The organism is Lysobacter sp. K5869, from assembly GCF_018847975.1.
Lineage (GTDB): Bacteria > Pseudomonadota > Gammaproteobacteria > Xanthomonadales > Xanthomonadaceae > Lysobacter.
Genome location: NZ_CP072597.1, coordinates 846,980 through 867,258, shown reverse-complemented (window position 1 = coordinate 867,258; position 20,279 = coordinate 846,980). Strand labels below are relative to the sequence as shown.

At 61.9% G+C, this 20,279-nt stretch carries 21 protein-coding genes; 14 read left to right on the top strand and 7 right to left on the bottom strand.

Annotated elements, in window-relative coordinates:
* The first annotated feature begins 120 nt into the window (after positions 1–120).
* Positions 121–780, top strand: coding sequence for a hypothetical protein (locus tag J5226_RS03740; RefSeq protein WP_215838520.1), 660 nt, complete (start codon positions 121–123; stop codon positions 778–780).
* Between the two features lie 323 nt (positions 781–1,103).
* Here the strand turns inward: J5226_RS03740 and J5226_RS03735 are convergent, their stop codons facing one another.
* The 4 genes from J5226_RS03735 to J5226_RS03720 all read right to left on the bottom strand — a co-directional run bounded on the left by J5226_RS03735 (position 1,104) and on the right by J5226_RS03720 (position 8,406).
* Entirely contained in the window at positions 1,104–5,567 is a 4,464-nt protein-coding gene (locus tag J5226_RS03735) for an ATP-binding protein (RefSeq protein ID WP_215838519.1), read from the bottom strand.
* 582 nt (positions 5,568–6,149) lie between these two features.
* Positions 6,150–6,581, bottom strand: coding sequence for a LacI family transcriptional regulator (locus J5226_RS03730; RefSeq protein ID WP_215838518.1), 432 nt, complete (start codon positions 6,579–6,581; stop codon positions 6,150–6,152).
* Positions 6,578–7,927, bottom strand: coding sequence for a recombinase family protein (locus tag J5226_RS03725; RefSeq protein WP_215838517.1), 1,350 nt, complete (start codon positions 7,925–7,927; stop codon positions 6,578–6,580). The genes J5226_RS03730 and J5226_RS03725 overlap by 4 nt, the downstream gene beginning before the upstream one ends.
* Positions 7,924–8,406: a DUF2924 domain-containing protein gene (locus J5226_RS03720; protein WP_215838516.1), complete on the bottom strand. Its 483-nt coding sequence runs from the start codon at positions 8,404–8,406 to the stop codon at positions 7,924–7,926. The genes J5226_RS03725 and J5226_RS03720 overlap by 4 nt, the downstream gene beginning before the upstream one ends.
* Positions 8,407–9,417: 1,011 nt before the next feature.
* Between J5226_RS03720 and J5226_RS03715 the strand changes: the two genes are divergently transcribed.
* Complete coding sequence (locus J5226_RS03715) at positions 9,418–9,966, top strand: YfbU family protein (RefSeq protein ID WP_215838515.1); 549 nt, start codon at positions 9,418–9,420, stop codon at positions 9,964–9,966.
* A gap of 48 nt (positions 9,967–10,014) precedes the next feature.
* Here the strand turns inward: J5226_RS03715 and J5226_RS03710 are convergent, their stop codons facing one another.
* Positions 10,015–10,461, bottom strand: coding sequence for a helix-turn-helix domain-containing protein (locus tag J5226_RS03710; RefSeq protein WP_215838514.1), 447 nt, complete (start codon positions 10,459–10,461; stop codon positions 10,015–10,017).
* A gap of 104 nt (positions 10,462–10,565) precedes the next feature.
* On the bottom strand, positions 10,566–11,498 hold the full coding sequence (locus J5226_RS03705) for a hypothetical protein (RefSeq protein WP_215838513.1): 933 nt from the start codon (positions 11,496–11,498) through the stop codon (positions 10,566–10,568).
* Between the two features lie 545 nt (positions 11,499–12,043).
* Here J5226_RS03705 and J5226_RS03700 point away from each other — a divergent pair.
* The 12 genes from J5226_RS03700 to J5226_RS03645 all read left to right on the top strand — a co-directional run bounded on the left by J5226_RS03700 (position 12,044) and on the right by J5226_RS03645 (position 19,303).
* Entirely contained in the window at positions 12,044–12,256 is a 213-nt protein-coding gene (locus J5226_RS03700; RefSeq protein ID WP_255322986.1) for a helix-turn-helix domain-containing protein, read from the top strand.
* Positions 12,253–12,723 carry a hypothetical protein gene (locus J5226_RS03695; RefSeq protein ID WP_215838511.1) on the top strand — a complete coding sequence of 157 codons (471 nt, stop codon included), beginning with the start codon at positions 12,253–12,255 and terminating at the stop codon, positions 12,721–12,723. Before J5226_RS03700 ends, J5226_RS03695 begins: the two co-directional genes overlap by 4 nt.
* Positions 12,723–12,929: a hypothetical protein gene (locus J5226_RS03690; protein ID WP_215838510.1), complete on the top strand. Its 207-nt coding sequence runs from the start codon at positions 12,723–12,725 to the stop codon at positions 12,927–12,929. The genes J5226_RS03695 and J5226_RS03690 overlap by 1 nt, the downstream gene beginning before the upstream one ends.
* Positions 12,929–13,756 (top strand): ATP-binding protein, encoded by an 828-nt coding sequence (locus J5226_RS03685; RefSeq protein WP_255322985.1) that lies wholly within the window; start codon positions 12,929–12,931, stop codon positions 13,754–13,756. The genes J5226_RS03690 and J5226_RS03685 overlap by 1 nt, the downstream gene beginning before the upstream one ends.
* A gap of 13 nt (positions 13,757–13,769) precedes the next feature.
* Positions 13,770–14,366 carry a hypothetical protein gene (locus J5226_RS03680; RefSeq protein WP_215838509.1) on the top strand — a complete coding sequence of 199 codons (597 nt, stop codon included), beginning with the start codon at positions 13,770–13,772 and terminating at the stop codon, positions 14,364–14,366.
* A 12-nt stretch (positions 14,367–14,378) separates the two neighbouring features.
* Positions 14,379–14,576 (top strand): hypothetical protein, encoded by a 198-nt coding sequence (locus J5226_RS03675; protein WP_057945739.1) that lies wholly within the window; start codon positions 14,379–14,381, stop codon positions 14,574–14,576.
* Positions 14,577–14,764: 188 nt separating this feature from the next.
* Positions 14,765–14,986: a DUF6511 domain-containing protein gene (locus J5226_RS03670; protein WP_215838508.1), complete on the top strand. Its 222-nt coding sequence runs from the start codon at positions 14,765–14,767 to the stop codon at positions 14,984–14,986.
* 14 nt (positions 14,987–15,000) lie between these two features.
* Positions 15,001–15,735 (top strand): PD-(D/E)XK nuclease family protein, encoded by a 735-nt coding sequence (locus J5226_RS03665; RefSeq protein ID WP_215838507.1) that lies wholly within the window; start codon positions 15,001–15,003, stop codon positions 15,733–15,735.
* Positions 15,732–18,011: a phage/plasmid primase, P4 family gene (locus tag J5226_RS03660; protein WP_255322984.1), complete on the top strand. Its 2,280-nt coding sequence runs from the start codon at positions 15,732–15,734 to the stop codon at positions 18,009–18,011. Before J5226_RS03665 ends, J5226_RS03660 begins: the two co-directional genes overlap by 4 nt.
* Positions 18,012–18,147: 136 nt before the next feature.
* The gene (locus J5226_RS03655; protein ID WP_215838505.1) at positions 18,148–18,408 is read left to right on the top strand and encodes a hypothetical protein; all 261 of its coding nucleotides are present in this window, start codon (positions 18,148–18,150) and stop codon (positions 18,406–18,408) included.
* Positions 18,405–18,866, top strand: coding sequence for a hypothetical protein (locus J5226_RS03650; protein WP_215838504.1), 462 nt, complete (start codon positions 18,405–18,407; stop codon positions 18,864–18,866). Before J5226_RS03655 ends, J5226_RS03650 begins: the two co-directional genes overlap by 4 nt.
* Positions 18,863–19,303 (top strand): DUF6362 family protein, encoded by a 441-nt coding sequence (locus tag J5226_RS03645; RefSeq protein WP_215838503.1) that lies wholly within the window; start codon positions 18,863–18,865, stop codon positions 19,301–19,303. The genes J5226_RS03650 and J5226_RS03645 overlap by 4 nt, the downstream gene beginning before the upstream one ends.
* A 161-nt stretch (positions 19,304–19,464) precedes the next feature.
* On the opposite strand, the gene J5226_RS03640 is transcribed toward J5226_RS03645, so the two are convergent.
* Positions 19,465–20,262: a Swt1 family HEPN domain-containing protein gene (locus tag J5226_RS03640; protein WP_215838502.1), complete on the bottom strand. Its 798-nt coding sequence runs from the start codon at positions 20,260–20,262 to the stop codon at positions 19,465–19,467.
* Positions 20,263–20,279: the final 17 nt, after the last annotated feature.

Here is a 20,279-nt window from a genome sequence, read left to right as displayed (position 1 = left end):
CGACGTGTGGTAGCGGCGCTAACATCCGCTTTCGACCTAAAACGGACGCATTTGGATCTGGTGCTACAGGGAAAGCGGGGTAACCTTTCCTCAGACGGCGAGCCCGCCAGGAGAGTGATTTTGACGATCCTCAACATCTTCGTGCGACCCGATCGAGCGTTGATCGGAATGGACACCGCCGTTGTCAACAGTCAGGGGGGACAGAGCTTCGAAGCGAACAAGTTCGGAGTGTTGTCGGAGTCGGGACTTTTCATCGGCTGGCGTGGAGATACTGCGGCGGGCGCCATTCTCTTTGCGGAGTGCCTTGCCGCTCAGTGTTACATCGATTTCGATGTGATAGAGCCCGAGATGCCCCGCCTCATCGTGGAAACTCTCGAGACTCGCCACCAGCAGCGAATTGCTCAAGGCGCCCCTCCGGAAGTGCTCTCGTCTCCCCACTGTCACAGTATTCAAGTCGGCTTAGTCGGCTGGTCGAAAAGTGCAGGACGAATGCGAGGCATTTTGTTCACCAAGCAAGGTGAAGCCGGCGACGTCGGTGTTGAGCCAATCTCGGCTACCGGAATAATTGCACCTGGTGACATCATCGCCCCATCTCTGCGCGAGCCGGTTTCTAGCGTTGCTGCGATGGAGCGCGTAGCGCGTGCACAGTTCGACGCCGCCAAGGCGAAGGGTGACTCGCTTGGTGGCGGATTTGGTGGGGCGCTTCTGCTGATTGAGCTCGAGCGGGATCAGGTCCGGATCCGGCGTCGCCGGATATTCGAGAAGTCGGTAGGTTGCTAGTTAGTCGTCGATCTGCATCAGTGGCCGAATCCCGCCCATAACTCTACTGACCTCGGCGTAGTAGCTCACCAGCCAACCACGCCGATGATCGCCACTTGTAGGGTAGCTGCGCCTGGCGGAGTAGTGGGGCAACCTATTGGGTGAGCCTACCTGAAACCCGTAACGGAGGGCAGGAATTAGATGGGGGTTAGGGCAGGGCAGCTTTCGATCCAAAGCGGACATTACTAATTTGTTGACCACGATCACGAGGTTTCGCAGTTGCAAGACTAGAGTCTGATCGACTTCATGTGCGAGCGGTACTCAAGACAGAATTTGAAGGCGTTCTAATTTGCGCTAGCGGTTGTACTTCTTCTGCGTCTTCTTGGAGAACGGGTGTTAGGCACATTGGTCGTTCGTTTGTCGAGGTCTAAGGCAACGTTGCGGGCTTCGGACGTATTGAACTCAAGCAGGCGTTCGAACACGTGCGCACCGAGCTCCTGAAATGGGGCTCCCATTTCCTGTAAGCGCAAGGAGATGGTTAGAAGATTCTCCACTAGGAAGTAGCGCGACGACGTACCGTTAAAGAACTCGTCTCCGGACGCGTTCAGAAGAGAGTGCACGACTTTTGCGACGACTAGCGGTGCCGCTTCCAGCATTGAAACTAAACACTCGCCGAGATCGTTATCGGCGATCTGCTTGAGCAGCTCGGGACGCGCCTGCAAGTGGTCGAGCAATTCACGGCTGGCAGTGTCAGGCTTCAGGTGACGCTGGGCGAATACCCGGGCCGCGGCGGCGGTCACTTTCTCGTCACCCAGATCCAGAAGGCGCAGCAAATGGGGGTGGAGGCGGGCGCGGAAGTCCGCCTCCGACCATAGTTCGGCAGCAGCATAGGCGAGCCCGATGCGGCACTGAACCGGGAAAGAATCTTCATCCGTATCCACCAGGAGTTGCTCCAGAAGATCTTGCAGGCTCGACTCTTCTTCACTCTGTAGGGCATACCGCAGCATGAGGATCTCGCCGGCGGCTTGGGCAGAAAAGCCTGTTCCCGTGGCGAACAGTCTGTCTAGCAGCGTGCTGGCTGTCGCGGACGAAATCCAGTGCTGGCTATGTGCGAGAAGTATTACGCCGGTCTTGGAGCTGCAGAGCCCGGGGTAGGCCTCGAACAGATCCAGCAGGAAGCGCTGCGCGCGACCGTGATCGGCGCATGTCAGCCATCTCAGGTCATAGGCCAAGGCCCCCCAGACTTTCAATTGCTCCTTCCGGCCCAGATGCGCTTCGAGTATGGACAGCCACTCATCGGTACGCGGCGGCTCCTGAGAAAGGCAGGCACGGGTCAGTGCCGAAAGAAACGGGTAGTTGCCATGGGGTACAATAACGAATCCGCTATGGCTCCATAGGATGCTGTCCGACAGGTCTTTGTTCTCGGCGGTGTCGTCGGGCTCGGCATCGTCGGGATCATCTCGCAACCAACTCACCAGCAGATCGAAAAGATTCTGTGGCAATGGTGAATCGGTATCTGCAACCGCAGTGGCAGCATCCGCTGCGTCGCCACGGAATTCCGCACTATTGAATCCGATCTGGTCTAGCTCCAATACAAGTGAATGCAGCGCGGCGGCGTCGTATTTGCTTTCCCCAAGGGCCCGCAACACGGCGCCGACCGCGATCTCGTTGCTGCCCGGGCTCATCCGGCGGATTAGGCGGATAGCCTTGTCCGGCGTGGTCTTGGCGAGCTCGGCCAGTTGGCGGCTCGCTTGGATCACGCCGCCGCGCATCCGATGTCTGGGGTGATCCCATTGCGTCTGATCGGTGAGTTCGGCGAACAGGCTGAGGATGTCCTCCTCCGTTGCCCGCTGCATGTGCGAGGCATCCATGGGGCTGCCGATCTCCCTAAGGCCCGAAAACCGGACGTCGGCGTCGTCCAGACCTGGGAATGCCCGCTCCTCCTCTGCGACATGACGGCGACAGGCCGCGCTCATGTATTCCTGGGGAATGGCCCGCAGTACGCGCAAACGATGCTGGCGCGTCCACTGCAGACGATGAAGGCGTGTCCTTGCATCGTCGTCGGGGAGGTGGGCGTACCGGTTCCATTCGCGGATGGTCCGTTCCAGTCGCTGGACCTGTTCTTCATCCAGATGCGGCGAGACGGCGCGGATGAGGCGATTCGAATCGGCATGCGTGTCGCGATAGGTGCCGACCACCAGGCGCCGGGGATCCTCAAGCAGGAACGCGAGCGCATCGGCAGGGTACTGCGCAGCCACTTGCCGGAGGCCCAATGCAAGCAGCCGCTGAACGGGCATCAGATCGGCCTGCCGATTGGATTTCAGAAAAGCAAGAAAATCCTCAGGGTGCCGTTCTGCCAGCAATCTGACCCCGACGACTACGGCAGCGATGAAAGGTTTCTCGCGGTGCAAATCTTCGACATCGAGATCGGGAAATCGCATGTCGACGTTTCGGTATCCGACGACGAAATCATGCTCGTCCAGCGCCAGAAGATGCATTGCCTTCAACACCCAAGGCCAGATCGCCGTTACGAACTCTCGCGGGGCGGCTTCGGCGATTGCCGGCAAGTCGTGTAGCTCTTGCTCGTTGAGAATTTTGGCAATGCGTGCCGCCTCCTCAGCTGGGTGCTGCACATCGGCGGTCTTCTGCAGTAGCCAAGCATCGAGCAGCAATGGTGCCTGGCTGGGATCCACAGCACTGACGATGCTGACCATGTGGTTGGCCTGCCAACCCGCAATCCCTGTCCTGGAGAGGATCTGTCGGCCCAGGTTAATGCAGTCCGTATCCCACGTCGGCAACTGTTCCAGCACGAACCAAGTTAGGGGGTCCTTTTCCGCTATGGGTTGCCAGTGACTCCTGATCAGGTCAAGAACACGGGACCGGCGGCTCGGCAACGCGCGCGACAGCACAGGCAGCGCGCCCCGGGCTTCCTCGACCGGCAGTCGCATGATCTCCGCTAGGTGATCATGCGCCAGCCAGTCGAACCAACCCGGACTACCGGGCGCCGTAGCGAGGATGCGGCGTCGGTACCAGGCGTCATCCCATTTCTCCGCGACCAGGGCCGTCTCGCTGGGGCTAGGGTCCTGCAACTGGCCGAGAAACTCGATGAGTAGCATCTTCAGGTGCGGGCGAAGATTGGCGTGCCAGAGTCGTTCGATCTCATGAGCGTAGGTCGGACGGTCGACCGCACGCATGTAGGCAAGCGAGTGCCATAACAGTGGTCTGACTCGCAGGCTGTGCTGGCGCGCCAGCACGGCATCGGTCAGCTGGCCGGGTACGTCGAGGAAGCTTCGTGCGCGGATGTACTCGTACAGCGTCTGGTGGCGGAAGCCGACGCGGCCGCCCTCGCATAGCAAGATGCCGGACCGCGAGAGTCGCTGCAGTTCGAAATGGAAGGCTTCGAACAGCGCTTCCGGCAGCCAGAGCACTTCCCTCTCTGCCATGCGCTTCGTGATGGCGTACAGCGCCTCACGAGCGCGCCCGCTCGCATCCGACAGAACCTGTTGCTTCCACAGTTCGCCGAGCATGTGTTGATATCCGAGCAGCAAATCTGCTTCGTCGGTGGTTCTGATCAACTGTAGAAATAAGTTCAGGGTCTGGGGCGACCGCAGGTCTTCACGAATCGAGGCGTTCCATCCTCCGGCATGGATGCCAGACTTCCTGAGGGTCGCCTGGACGTTGTCCCAAGACGGAAAATCGAGGGTCATGGTCTCGGCATCAAGATTCCGCAACCGAGTGTCGTGCCGGTGCTCGAACAACCGGCATGAGGCCACGACATGAATGTTCTGTACGCCGGAAAGCCCGCGAATCAGGTCCATGGGCGCGCGCAATCGCGTGGAGTGCTGGACGACTAGGTCCGCAAGCGCATCCAGTTGATCGACAAGGACTAGTACCTTCGTGGACTTGGCCAGCGCAACCACACAATCGACCGGGTCGGCGGGCAGGTTCAGGTGATCGCCCAGCGAGGGAGTATCGACGACTGTCTCGGACAGGTAGTCCGCCTTGATCGCGAGGACGGGTATGCCGAGCGCGACCTGCCTCCGCGCCAGCATGGCCAGCAGTGCGGATTTGCCGCAGCCCGGCTCGCCGAGCACGAGCGTCAGCGAGGCGGGCTCGTTGGCGATTCGTTCGCAAAGCACGTCCAGTTCGGGGCGTTCCAGCCAGTCGTCGTTGGGCAGCGTCGTCTTCCAGTCGGCGAGGTCGGCTGACGCCGCGGCAAAGCTGCGGGACACTTGGGTCGGATCCAGCGGAACGAGGTTGCTGATTATTCCCACGCCGCGTTCGCTTAGCGCCTGCACGATCTGGTCGCGTTGCAGCGGGCCAGGTGGCAGTCGCAGCCCGCTCTGGTTGCCACGTGCCATCCTGGTGAGTACGTCGACAGCTGTCTCGGGATCGTCGACTTGGGATTGCAGCGCCGAGAGATTGACGGCTTCCCAGCCGTCGAAATTGTGGGCGCTGCCGATTTCGATGTGCCTGACCAAATTGAAGGCGATATCGCCAGCGCAGCCCAGGATGCGTTCCAGCTTGGCAAGGGCCGTTCTGAGTTTAGAACTGGCCTGCGCCTGGAATACGTCGTAATCGACGTAATCACGGGTGCTCTCGGCCAGCGCCGCCAGGTCGCCGAACGGAGTGTGCGAACAGAACTCGATGATCGCATCGGGGGCTTTCTGTAACTGCCGATGCGCCTTGATCAACTCGTCCTTAAGATCCGAATCCGATATTTTCCAGCAACTTTGGTTCGGCTGGTTCTTCTTGGCCTGTACGTGTCGGGTAGTGTCATTGCCGTAAGTTATGACGATGTCGTCCACATCGACGGCTTCTGGCGATGCTGGGAGTGAGACGGCGTCTACTTGGATAGATACGATGTTCGGATCAGAAAGCAGTCGAACTAGCCAGTGCACGGCGACGGCGAGTTGGTACTCGTCCCCACGATGGGATCTTCTAGCCGCGACGCTCATGTGGTGCCTTTGGTAAAGTTCAACTGTCCAGTTATATGGTGAATTTCCATGAAGCCGAGATCAACTCTAATCTTGACGGCTCGCTCCACTAAGTGTTCGCTCCTGGCCGATAGCGGACACCGCGGAAATGGCTGGCAGGATGCTGACCTGCCGGTGTCGCAGGTGGGCGCTTCCGGGAAATTGGTAAGGCTTAAGTCATTGATTGAATAGCAAAGTTGCCCAAGCTATTAATCAATTAGGTTCAAGGCTCGTCTCCTTGGTGGCCTACCAATCCCGATAGATTCTCAGGTGCGAGCCAGGATGTTTCCTCCGATCTTGGAAAATAGACCGTGGGGCGCAATGCGCGGCCGACACGTTCCGGCAATCTGCGGGGAGCGGGGCAGCTGATCGAGTGTCGGTGCACGATTTGTCCGCCTATTCCAAGACAAGCGCCTACCTGCGTAACGGACCGCGCTTGCGCTGCAGTTGCTCGATCTGCCCGGACCATAGCAGAGGCGGGTTGATCGCCAGGTCATTGACGGTCGTGCCACTGGGAAGGGTGTCGTCCAAGATCGCTGCTACCAGCTGCGGCGCCAATGTCGTTAGATTGAGCAGGCGAGCGACGTAGCTGAAGTCCGTTCTCTCCTTCGCAGCCAGATCGTTGATGGACATGGCCTCGCCGGATTCCAGCATCCGGCGCCAGCGCTCCGCACGGCCCAGCGCACGCTGCAGCGCGGTCGGCCGGGCGTCCCAAGGCCGCTCGGCGGCCTCCGGCCCGGTGAGCTGGACGAGCTTGCGGTAGCCGCGCTTTGTGATCCGCAGCGGAACATCAAAGCTGATAGAGCCATCGCTGCCTGTGGCTATCTCGACCTTGAATTTGCTCATGCGGATACCTCGACGGCTTCGTGTTGCTCCAGTTCGCGGACAAAGCTGGTCAGGCCCAGTGGGCGCAGCCGCAACTCGGCGCGATCTTCGTGGACGACGATTCGCTCAATCAGCAGTTGGAGCATCTGTTCTTGCTCGTGCCCGGCGAGGTACTCCCAGATCTCATGCAGGCGTAGCATGGCGATCATGATCTGCGGCTCGTCCAGGTCGGGGTCAAGTGCAGCTGCCTGCGCCAAAATCGCCGAAATCAACTCCGGGGCCCGAAGCACGCTGCGCAGCTGCTCGATGATGGCAGCCTCCAATTCTCCGGCGGGGACGCGCGGAAGCTTTAGTAGCTTGGCGCTTTCGTGCAGCGCGCGGGTGTGGACGTAATATCGGTAGGTTCGACCATTGCGCTTGGTGGTATGCCACGGCGTCATGGCGCGGCCATCCGCCGCGAAGACCAGCCCGCGCAAGGGGAAGGGAATCTTCGAACTGTCCGACGACGGCAGGGCGCGCGGCCGGGTAGAGATAGCCGCCTGCGCCTCGGCCCAAAGTTCCGGCTCGATTATGGCTTCGTGCGATTCGGTGAACCACTGCGCGCCGTGGCGAAGCTCCCCAAGGTAAGTGCGGTTGCCGAGCATTTTGTAGACCAGGGACTTATCGATAGGCTTGCCGAGGATCTGGCGTCCGTTCCGGGTAGTCCAGACCTTGGAGGTCGCGCCGCGTGCGCGCAGCGCGGCAACGAGCGGCGCCGTTGGCATGCCCGCCGCGACCTGCTGAAAGATCCAGCGCACCAGCGGCGCCTCCTTCGGGTCGACCACGAGCCGGCGGTTCTGGAGGTCGTAGCCGAGCGGCGGAACGCCGTGCATCCACAACCCCTTCTTCTTGCTTGCGATCATCTTGTCCCGAGCGCGCTCGACGTCCAGTTCGCGGTCGAACTCGGCGAACGAGAGAAGGATGTTGAGCATCAACCGTCCCATCGCATCGGTCGTGTTGAACTGCTGGGTCACAGCGACGAACTCGACCCCGTATGCAGTCATGTGCTCCCACAGTCGATGAAAGTCTCGTAGGCTTCGGGAAAGTCGATCAACCTTGTAGGTGACGACGATGTCGATTTTGCCGGCGCGGATGTCGTCCAGCAGGCGCTCCAACGCAGGGCGCACCAGCGTAGCCGCCGAGTAACCTGGGTCGTCGTAGTCGTCTGCGACAGGAATCCACCCCTCGGCGCGGCGGCTGGCGATAAAGGCTTGGCCGGCGTCGCGCTGGGCTTCGATGCTGTTGTACTCGCGTTCCAGCCCCTCCTCCGTTGATTTTCGCGCGTACACGGCGCAACGCAGACGGCGCGAAATGTCAGGGGCGCTCATCGCGGGCCTCCATTCGTCTTGGCACTGGCGCTGCGCAGGCCGAAGAACACCGGTCCAGACCACGGTGTGCCGGTGATGTGCTTGGCGAGCGCCGAGAGGCTAGAGAAGCTCTGGCCGCGATAGTCGAAATCGCCGTCGGCCCTCACCGTTACGACATGGTCCTGTCCGCCGAAATGCCGGATCAGCACCGAGCCGGGCATCGGCTTTCCATTGCGCACGCGCGGAGGGAGCTTGCCCTTGTCCACCAGCAGGTCGATCCGTGCGCGGTTTGCATCGAGCTCAGCCGCATGATGCTTCGACCAGGCGAGCTCTTGAAGTCGATACGCGATGCGCCGCTCCAGGAAGCGACGCTGGTCGACCGGTGGCGCGTTCTCGAACAGTTCTGACCATTGCGCCTTCAGCTCGCGCATAGTCATATTACGAAGTGCGACGACGCGTGCGACTGTTGCCGCGGGCATTGCAGGCATGTCTTTTTTCATCGTGGGGTTGGACCCGGTTTGAAGGGACGGACATGGACGCTTCCCACGCGCGGGTTAGCAACCCCCTTCTGCGTCCAGCCAGCGGGTTTCTCGTCGCGCCGGCAGCGCGTGATCGCGAGCGCGAGAAGGCGAGCGATCTCGACTCGCCGCGCTTCAGCAGAAGGAGCCGAGGAAAGCGGAGCTGGTGCGCTCATGAATCTGCCCGCCGCCCGCCCCAGTTTTGTTCGTACCGCAGCACCTCATCGAGGCGGTACCGGATGCTTCCGCCGACCTTGACGTACTCGGGCCCGATGTTCTTGCTCCGCCATTTGCGGACGGTACATTCGGTCAGCTGCCAACGGTCTGCGAGTTCAGACGAGCGCAATAGCCTCTCGGACGCGAGGGGCGGGATGGTCGACGTGGGCACACGAATCCTCCAAAAGGAACATGCGCGCAACGCTATGCATGGCCGAGGGCCACGTCTAAGGACAGATTTCGTTAATCGCGGCTAATCGAGGGCAACCGGAGCTAGACGGTGCTAGGTACAGGTCGGCCACAGGGTAGAGCCGGGCGTTCTTGCAGTTCGGCTTGTATCAGATGGCCCTGCCGGTCGAGCCAACGGGCCACCCAGCCGGCGGCCGCGGCCTCGTTGCGGAAGGGACGATCGATCTGGAATGCCCGCGCTTGATGGCGCCGGATGGTAGCTGTGCAGCCGTGCACATTTTTTCCGATAGAAGCTAGCCATACCTCCGGGGCCAGGTCAGGTACGGCAATGTGGTGCTGCGCCGGACCGAGACCCTGCTGCTCCCAATGAAAACCCTGGGAAGATGGACATCGGCGGGAGTTGAGAGTGGGTTCATGGGACAAACCTAAACTTCGCTCGTCGCAAAGAACGCGACAAAGCTTCCTTTGCCGCGAAAGTTAGCTAATCATGAATAACGGAGGCGCGGGGACGCCTTCTATATCGTTCGCCAGTGGAAAGCTGCGCCCGCGCGCGCGTTAATGGACAAAGCAAGAGTACAGGGGAGTTGAATGAAACTAACAAACAACGAACGGCTGGTCGTAGCGATGCTCGCCAGCATCCAGCGGAAGCTAGGTATTGGAGAGCATGACGACGAAGTCGATCCGGACTTTGTTACATCGGCCCTCTACCACGGTCAGGAGTGGGCGCTGATTGAGCGCTACGCAGGATTGTTCCAGACCGAACCCACACCGCCGCTCATCGCAGCTATCCGGCTGCACATGCAGATGTGGTCGGCGCTGGAAGAAAGCTATGAGGCCCTACCGCGCGCCGAGCGCGCCGAGGTCTTGGAACAAGTAGGCGCGAGCGCCTGCCCGCCGCGCTTCCCGGGGTATGACGGCCGAGAGGAGCAGCGTTTTTTAGTGGCCACAAGGTATCTTATTCAATACCTAAAGGAGTATCCGAACTTCGCGGACCGATCCGATTTCAATTCAGGACGCAGGATGCTGCCTCAGTATGAGGCGATGTCCGAGATCTATCGGGAAGAAGTCGGGCAGGCGGCGCCAGGCCACATGCTGTCGGCCAATCAGATCGTGCGCCTACTCAAGGCCCAGCCTTGAGGTTGAGCTCCTCGACCGGTGCAGCCGGTCGAGGAGTAGTTGTCCCACTTACTCTTCAGCGCTTCGCAGTTCTTCCAGCATACGCAACGCGCGCTTGCGGCTGACCTTGCGCAGGGACGCGACCTTGATCATCGACGTGAGGCTCGGCTTCTCGCCCGATTCCCACCGATAGATCGACCACGGACGGACGCCGACCAGGTCGGCCATTCCGGCGGCGGACAAGTCGAATTTCGCGCGAAGTTCGATCAGGTTCTGGGTGGAGTACCAGGCCTGCGCCTCTTCGCCGCTGACCTGCGCCGGCTGGTTGATCCTTGAAGGCGGGGCCGTCGCTGCCGACGGCTTCTTCGGCGGTGCCGAGCGCGTTGCCCGCGCTGTTGCCTTAAGCGAAGCCAATTCCTTCTTGTACGACCTGATCCGCTTCATCAGCGGTGCAACCATCAGGCGCGCTTCGTGGCGAGCGATTCGGGTGACGTCTTGCCTCAGCTTGGTTTCCATGATTGAGCCTTCTCTTGCAGGGGTAGTGGGGAGCGGTTTTCCATCGGTCCGGTGGATGGTGGTCGGCGTTCGCAGCCTCGTGATGGCAGGGCGGCTGTGCCGGGTTACTGCACGTCGTCGCGAATCCATACGAAGCCATCGGCAATGCCGATCACCTCGCGGAAGTCTCGGCGTGAGCAGATCTGGTGCAGGCTGCGAACGTCGCCTTCGTAGCCCGCATCGTTGACCGCGTCGGCAAGGCGCCGATGCGGCTGGTTGCGCACATGCGCTCGGGCGATCGACGCCACGAACAGTCGCTGTTTGCCCCACAGTCGCACCGTGCGGTTGTTGACGCGCACCCATGCGTTGTCCGGCCCGAGTTCGAACCAAAGCTGCTGGTCGGACTTGAGCGTGGGGTGCAGCAGCAGCTTGCGAGCTTGATTGACGCCGCGTAGGTAGTGCTCTATCAGCGTCTCGCGCTCCAGCCAGAGTCCTTGTGCGTCGAGTTTGGCGACCGAGACCAGCGGGATGACGACGCGCCCAGCGCTGTTCAACTCCTCCTGCTCGATGCGACTCGTCGTCAGCACGATCTGTCGCGGCCTGCCGAACTTGCGCAGCACCGCGGCGACTTCGGTGTAGTCGCACTGCCAGCCGCTGCGTACGAGCATGACCGCGACCTGGCCACGTGGCGTGTCGATGTCGGCGAGGTGCCAAACGCGGTTGTGTACCAGCATCGCCGGCGACGCAGACTCGCCGACCATCAGCCGGCTCAGCACGCCGGGCAGCCAGTCGTGTCGCACCTGCACCGTCAGGAAGGGCGGTCCTTGGAGGTCGACGCTGCGGCTACCGCACTGCTGGCATTGCAATAGATGATCGCCCGCCGGATAGACATGGACGGTTTCGAGGAGGCCGCAGTCGACGCAGCGATATCTTCGCGTTCGGCGGGGAGCGGTGAACGCACCCAGCGCATCGAGATCGATCAACTCGCGACTGCTTTTCGCAGGCAACAGAGCGCCGACCGGCTCTCGATCGAACCAGCGCAAGTACAGTTTGAGCACGCCAATACATCCTTGGTGAATCTCGGGACGAACGACTCCTATCGGGCCTCCGTAAGCCCGAGTAAAGCTATTCACCGATGGGGGGAGCAGTTACAACGCAGAGATCTGAGGATCTCTGCGGTACCCAGCATGGGCTAGGCGATGCACATGCCGGCGGCAGTCGTCGATGCGTATCGACGCTGAGTGCGGTGGCGGTGCAGTTGCGCGGCGACGTGCGCTGCCGCGCTGCGAGTGGTGCAACAATCCTTTGCTGTTCATAGACATTCCACGAATGACCACTTCAGGTGGTGCTTGATTTCGCCGCAGCCTATATCACGCAATGAACGCGCCGCAAGATGAGACCTTGACTTTTGCTTGAGATCGACGCCCTAGGGCCAAAAATATTCATCTTTCGTTAGAACTGGCGAATTTTTCGCCGAAAAGTTCTATCAGGGGCAGAGCGAACTTCTATCAACCTTGTAGCTAGCTTGGCTTTAAGTTCTAGCGGACTTCCGAGGACGCTCTCTCCACCGGCATCGATGCCGTGGACGAGAGGAGAGTCTGGAGTGAGCAGCAACAACCTGACCCCTGAGCAGCTCGCCGAGCGCTGGGACATCAAGCCGGACACCCTGCAGCGGTGGCGCTGCGAGAAGGTCGGCCCGCGATTCTTCAAGGTGGAGCGGCGCATCCGCTACCGTCTGGAGGACATCGTAGCTTACGAGAATCGGTCGCTGCGACCGAGTCCGACGAACGCGGTCACCGCCGAGGTGGCAGCATGACCCTATTGGAACGTTGCGTCGGTCGTCCCGCGTCGGAACTGGCCGCTTACCCGCCGGACCAGTTGCTCGACCTGAAGAAGCAGGCGAACGACGCGCTCGCACGCGCAAAAGCGAACGTGGAACTGGTCGACCGTGCGCTCGACTTGCGGTACAGCCGCGTCGCCGCCGTGCATCGCGTAGCCGCGGGCAAGGACGCGGGGACTGTCTCCTTCAACGACGGCGTTGTTCGCATCTCCTGCGAACTGCCGAAGAAGGTCGAGTGGGACCAAGGCAAGCTGCGCCGGATCGTGGAGCGTATCCGGGCAGCCGGAGATGACCCGACCGAGTTCGTGGAGATCAGCTACCGGGTCAGCGAGACGAAGTACAACTCCTGGCCGACGCCGATGCGCGCGTCCTTCGATCCGGCTCGGACGCTCAAGACCGGCAAGCCCGCCTTCCGCCTCTCGATGACGGAAGGTGGAGCGTGATGGAAATCACAATTTTGAGTTGTGGCGGCTGGATTCTGATGTCCATCGAGACCGCCACCGGCCTGGAGTCCTGGCTCATCCAGCGCGCGGCGCCGCCGAAGGCAGCACCAGCACCGAGCCGGGCGATGACCACCAAGCCGATCAAGCCGACCAGCGACGCTGATCCTTGGGATGAAATGCTGCGCGCCCTTTTGGGAGGACGCTGATGAGCTTGCCCATCATCACCGCGGATCAACGCCTCTCCGAGGCGCGCGGCGTCAAGGGCGTGCTGGTCGGGCGCTGGGGGCTGGGCAAGACGTACCAACTGTGGACGCTCGACCCGGCGACGACCTTGTTCGTGGACATCGAGGCCGGCGACCTGGCCGTCAAGAACTGGCCGGGCGACAGCTTGCGTCCGCGCACCTGGGATGACTGCCGCGACCTGGCGGTCTTCCTCGGCGGCCCGAACCCGGCTTTGCGTGACGGGCAATACTTCAGCCAATGGCATTACGACCAGGCGTGTGTGAAGTACGGCGATCCACAGGTGCTCGATCGCTACCGCACCTTGTTTATCGACTCGATCACCGTCGCGGGACGCCTGTGCCTGCAGTGGTGCAAAGGGCAGCCCCAAGCGTTCTCCGAGCGAACCAACAAGCCGGACATGCGCGGCGCCTACGGCCTGCTCGGTCAGGAGATGGTCGCTTGGCTGACGCACATCCAACATGCCCGCGGTCGCCATGTGTGGTTCGTCGGCATCCTCGATGAGCGTACCGACGACTTCAATCGCCGGTACTACGAACTTCAGATCGACGGCTCCAAGACCGGGCTGGAACTGCCCGGCATTGTCGATGAGGTGATCACGCTGGCTGAGATCCCGGCGGCCGAAGGCAAGCCCTATCGCGCGTTCGTCTGCCAAACCGCAAATCCCTGGGGCTTCCCCGCCAAAGACCGATCCGGTCGCCTGGACGTCGTTGAGCCGCCGAACCTGGGCCAGCTCATGACCAAGCTCGGCGCGCCCGAGGCTGCGGCGCCGAGCCCGTCGTCCACTCACTAGAAGAAGGTCAACGATGTCCTCCGCTTGGAACAATTTCAACGACGCCGAGAGCCCGGCCTTTGCGCTCATCCCGAAGGGAACGCTGGTCAAGGTCCGCATGACCATCAAGCCGGGCGGTTACAACGACCCGGCCAACGGCTGGATGCATGGATGGGCGACGCGCGGCGACACCGGCGCGGTCTATCTCAATGCCGAGTTCGTCGTGCTGGAAGGCAAGTACGCGCGCCGCAAGCTGTGGACCCTGATCGGGCTGCACAGCCCGAAAGGCCCGACCTGGGGCCAGATGGGCCGCAGCTTCATCAAGGGCGTCCTCAACTCCGCGCACGCGCTGCATCCGGACGACATGAGTACTGCGGCGCAGCAGGGCCGATGCATCGAGAGCTTCGGCGACCTCGATGGCATCGTGTTCGCCGGCAAGGTGGATTGGGAGAAGGATAGCTACGGCGAAGACAAGGCGGTGATCAAGATTCCGATCATGCCGGACCACCCGCAGTATCGAGAATGCATGAGCGGGGAGTCTCCAGCCGTCAGTCGCGACATGCCCGCGCACATCGCTCAGGCGGCGACCGCAGCGGCGACGCCATCCGGTCGTCCGGCATGGGCGCAGTAGTAGGAGCGCACCATGCGACGACGAATCATCTTGCAAGACCGATACCCGAATCGCGACGGCATCTACACGAAACTGCGGGAACTGACCGCGGCCGACTTGGACGCGCAGATCCGGGTGCTTCAGGAACTGGCAGTGCAGCACGAGGAGCACGTTCAAGCCCTGATCGCGTACCGCGACCGGGTGTTCGATAAGTCGCGTCATGGCCGATGAGGCCATGCTGGGGCTGTGGCCGACCCGCACGCGGGTTCGGCCATCTGGATCTTCGCCGCCCCATTGCTGATCCGAAGCGCGCGCCATATCGCTGGGCATTCTGTTCGGCGACCTGCCAGAACGCGTTCCACCAACTCTACTCATCTCGATACCGGAGCGATCCGGCGTCGGTGGAGGATCTTTTGCCCGTGACTCAGCCGTTATCCCACCAGGCACAGCGCGCCTGCCTGCAAGCGCTGGCGTCGGTTGCCGACCGCGTGGGGTTCGATGTCCCGCTGGCCCAGTACACGCAAGCGCAGGCAACCCAAGTGATCGAAGCGGTCACCTGCGCGTATGAAGCGTCGATACGCCAGCGCTCCAACCCGCGCGTCTCCGACGACGCTCCGTTCGACGACCCGATCCCCTTCTAGACCACGTCAGCGCCATGCTCGATTTCAACTCCCACGACGTGTCCGAGCACCTGGGATCGCTGATCGACGTGGCGCTGGAGCGTAGCGCCGCCACGGAGCCAGCGCGTCCATACCTGGGCGCTTCCAGTTTGGGCGAGGAGTGTTCTCGCCGCCTGCAGTTCCAATTTTTCGACACGCCCAAGGACATTGGGCGGCATATCCCCGGTCGTGTTCTTCGCGTCTTCAAGCGCGGACACCGCATGGAAGACTGGATGGCCGAATGGTTGCGCCTGGCCGGCTTCGAACTGCGAACGCACACCGAAGCCGGGGGCCAGTTCGGATTCAAAGCCGCCGATGGGCGGGTAGCCGGTCACGCGGACGGCATCATCGTGGCCGGCCCCGACAGCTTCCGCTATCCCATGCTCTGGGAGAACAAGGCGGTCGGCACCAAGACGTTCCGCGACCTGCAAAAGAAACGGCTGGCCGCGAGCCGTCCGGTCTACGCTGCGCAGGTCGCGCTATACCAAGCGTATCTGGACCTGCACGAACACCCGGCGCTTTTCACCGCGGTCTGCGCCGACGACATGTCCATCTACGCAGAGCGCGTGGTCTTCGACCGGGGGCTGGCGCAGCGCGCGTCCGACCGCGCCGTCGAGATCTTGCGTGCCTGCGATGCCGGCGAGGCGCTCCCGCGCATCAGCACGACCCCCACCCACTACACCTGCCGATCCTGCCCCTGGCAGGACCGATGCTGGAGCCTGTCTCATTGAGCACTTGGAACGACTTCAACGACGCTGAGGCCGCATCGGCGCCGACACCACCCGTATCGCAGCGCGACGCCGTGCGCAGCGAACTGCTGCTGCGCTTACAGGGTGTGCTGCAAGACCTGTATCCGAAAGGTAAGGCCCACCGCGGCAAGTTCACGATCGGCGACATCCACGGCGCAATCGGGGACAGCCTCGAAGTAGCGCTGACCGGCGACAAGGCCGGGCTGTGGAACGATCATGCCACCGGCGAAGGCGGGGACGTGTTCGACCTGGTGGCGCAGCATTTCGGCCTGGACGCTCGGCGTGACTTTCCTACCGTCCTGAACCGCGCCGCCCAACTTCTGGGGCGTGTCTCGCTGTCGGCGCCGGCAACGCGGCAACGCCGTCGCGCCGAACCGGCGATGGACGAGCTGGGGCCGGCGACCGCGCGCTGGGACTATCTCGACGCCGAGGGCGAGTTGATCGCCTGCGTTTACCGCTACGACCCGCCGGAGGGAAAGCAATATCGCCCGTGGGATGCCAAGCGCCGCAAGCACCAGGCGCCCACGCCGCGGCCGCTCTACAACCAGCCCGGACTTGCCTCCGCCGTCGAAGCCATCCTTGTAGAGGGCGAGAAGTCCGCCGACGCGCTAATCGAGCGCGGCCTCTGCGCAACGAGCGCGATGAACGGCGCCAACGCGCCGATCGAGAAAACCGATTGGCTGCCGCTGGCCGGCAAGCACGTCCTGATCTGGCCGGACAAGGATCGGCCAGGCTGGGAGTACGCCATGCAGGCGGCGCAAGCAGCGTTCCGAGCCGGCGCCGACTCGGTCGCCGTGCTGCATCTGCCGGAGGACAAACCGCAGGGCTGGGACGCCGCCGACGCCGCCGCAGAGGGGTTCGACATCGAGGGATTCATCCGCGCCGGCGAGCGAACCTTCCTGTCGGCGGGCACCGACGATTCACCGCCATCCGTCGACTTCGAAGGACTCGACTGGACGAGCGACGATGGACTGGGCTTGGCCTTCAGCCGCCGCTACGCCGAGGACTGGCGCTACTGCGCAGAGTGGGGTCAGTGGCTGAGCTGGACCGGTTCGCGATGGAACCCCGACCGCACGCTGGTCGTGCAGCACTTGGTGCGCGGCGTCTGCCGCGCAGCCTCCGCGCTGGCCGAGCGGCCGTCGCAGCGATCCAAGCTGGCCTCGTCCTCGACCGTGGCGGGCGTCGAGCGCCTGGCGCGCAGCGACCCGCGTCACTCGTCGTCGGCGCAGGAGTGGGATAGCGACGTGTGGGCGCTCAACACGCCCATCGGCACGGTGGATCTGCGCACCGGTGCGATGCGCCGGCACGCGCGCGCGGATCGACTGACCCGGATGGCGACGGCGGGCATGGGGCGCGACAGCCCGTTGTGGCGCCGCTTCCTCGCCGACGTCACCGGCGGCGATGCGCAGATGCAGACTTACCTGCAGCGGATGGCCGGCTATTGCCTGACCGGCGTTACGACCGAGCACGCGCTGTTCTTTCTGTACGGCACCGGCGCCAACGGCAAGTCCGTGTTCGTCAACACGCTGACTTCGATCCTCGGCGACTACGCCACGAGCGCGCCGATGGACACGTTCATGGAAAGTCGTGGCGAGCGCCATCCGACCGAACTGGCCGGACTGCGCGGCGCGCGCTTCGTGTCCGCCGTGGAGACGGAGGAGGGGCGACGCTGGAACGAATCCAAGCTGAAGGCCATCACCGGCGGCGACAAGATCATGGCGCGCTTCATGCGCCAAGACTTCTTCGAGTACATCCCGCAGTTCAAGCTCGTCATCGCCGGCAACCACAAACCGACCATCCGCAACGTGGACGAGGCGATGAAGCGTCGCCTGCACCTGATCCCGTTCACGGTGACCGTGCCGCCGGCACGCCGCGACCCCGAACTGGCGCAGAAGCTGTTGGGGGAGCGCGACGGCATCTTGCGATGGGCGGTCGACGGCTGCCTGGATTGGCAACAGCATGGCCTGGAACCGCCCGCGAGCGTCAGCGACGCCACGCAGGACTACTTCGAAGACGAGGACGCACACGGCCAGTGGATGGCCGTGGCAGGCGCCCTCGATCCAAACGCCTTCGCGCTCAGCAGCGATCTGTACGGAAGCTGGAAGGTTTGGGCGGAGGAGAACGGCGAATACGTCGGATCGATCAAGCGGCTGATCGCTGCGTTGGCCGTCCGTGGCCTCAAGCCGCATCGCAACTCTACGGGCCAACGCGGCCTGATCGGCTTTCGTCTGCTGCCGCGCAGGACGCCGCGCATCTGAACTCGTGCTTTGAAAAATCAACGACTTGTCACATCTGACACGGTTGCTAGTTACCCCCCACACGTGCGCGCGCACACGCACATATAGAGAACAACCGGAAGCCGCGTCAGATGTGTCAGCCCACCAGGAAAGGATCATGGACCTGAATCGAGAACTAGAAAAAATCGTGGCTGATTTCGAGGAAGAGTTCGGCCGACTGCCCAACGTCGCGTGCCCGGAAAAGCTGTTCGCGGAATTTCGGAGATGGTCGGATCGAAACGGGAACGGCAGCGGCGACATGCGCCTGTTCGGTATGCACCTGGCGGAAGAGGGCTATCTCCCGTGCCGCAATCCGGACGGGTCGCTTTGCTTCGTCTATCTCGGCTACGAGCCTCCGCGCAATGGAGAGCGCGCATGAGCACGATTCTGGCACTCGACCTTGGCACGACGATGGGCTGGGCGTTGGCCCGCCCTGGTCAGATCACCAGCGGCATCCAGACGTTCCGACCAAGCCGCTTCGAGGGCGGTGGCATGCGGTATCTGCGTTTCGGGCGGTGGTTGGACGAAGCGCATGGCTTTGTCGGCAAGATCGAGGTCGTCTACTTCGAGGAGGTACGGCGGCACTTGGGCGTGGACGCCGCACATGCTTACGGCGGCTTTCTGGGTCAGTTGACGGCCTGGTGCGAGCAGCACAGGATTCCGTACCAAGGCGTTCCGGTCACCACGATCAAGCGACACGCCACGGGCAAGGGAAACGCCAAGAAGGTTGCCATGATCGCCGCGATGGAGCGGCGCGGCCACGCACCGGCCGACGACAACGAGGCCGATGCGCTCGCGCTGCTGCACTGGGCGTTGGCACAAGGACCGGAAGCATGAGCGAGCCCTGGACTGTTGAGCGTGTGACGGACCGTTTCCACGAGGCGGCTGTTACCGCGCGCCGACTGCCGCCGGCTCGGGTACAGGGCTATGCCGCGTTCTGGCCGGACATCAACCGCCAAGCCTGGGAGGGCTATGCGGACGAACGGGTCGTGTTGCGCTTTGCGGCGTCGCCCGGTGCGATCGATCGCTTTGGCGAAACCGTGCGCTGGCTGCAGTGGCTAGACGAAGAACAGCGCCGGCTGATCTGGTTGCGCGCGCAGTACGTTCCGTGGCGCGAGGTCTGTTCGCGTACCGGCCTGATCAGAAAGACCGCATGGCGTCGGTGGCAACATGCGCTCAACCTGGTCACCGTCCATCTCAACGGTGCGCTCCCGCGCATCGTTTCGCCTGCAACGGAGAACATGTTTTCGGCAGGCACGGCTAAACGCGGGTAATCAGAGTTCGGGCTACAAATATCGCTGTCCCAAAAAGCTGATCTTTGGCCTAGTCTGATCCCCATGCTGAGCGCGCTGTGCCATGAAGCAGCGCGATCGCTAGGGCCAGCTCGGAGTGCCTCCGTCACCTCCTCCGCTCCGGGCTGGCCCGCTTTACCAAATCAAGAGGATGTTGCTGGAAGGACCACGTACCTTATTGCCACGTAGTCATCAAACTCACCGTATGCGTGATAGCTGCGACGCGTCTTGACCATCACATTGATGTCGCACGCTTTGCCAATGTCGGATTCCGCGAAAGTAATCGTCATAGAGTTCGAATCTACCCAGTCGCCAAGCAGTGGTACATTCACGCGGCGGAATTTATAGAGAAGTGGCTCTCCTTGTGGATCGATGGAGCTCACTCTGATCTCTACGGTATCCCCGACTCGCACGGGATCCTTAGCGACAATCATGGTGGCATACGCCGGATTTGCCATTTGATTGCCGAGGCTGTCAGTGACGTGTTCAATGACCGGGAAGAAGCTGTGCATGTCGTCTCTGGCTCCACGGAACTTCATAATTCTTGTTCTGATCAGGCCGGAAATCCCACAGACGAGATGCTTCTGGTAGTCCGTTAGTTCACGGCTATGCGCGCTCGGGTCCCGGAGCCTCTCCATTTCCGCTAGTAGTACCTCGACCCATCTCTTCTCAGGAAACGCTTCGGAGAATCCATCCTCCCAGTGCTTCGTGACTATGGTCCTTAAGTCATAGAAGTCGGCATAGTAGAGGAGCCGGTCTTCAAGTGCTTCACCGGGCAATCTCTTTGCCTCAACTGACTTTCGCTCCTGCCAGCTCCTCAGTCTTTCAGGTGAAATCTTGAGACTGCTAATCCAGGAGTGGCCGTATTTTCGGCGCAATATGAACTCAGCGAAATCCCGAAGCGAGTTTTCCAGATCTTTCAATGACTGTTCTGCATCCATGGCTTGTCGATTTTGTT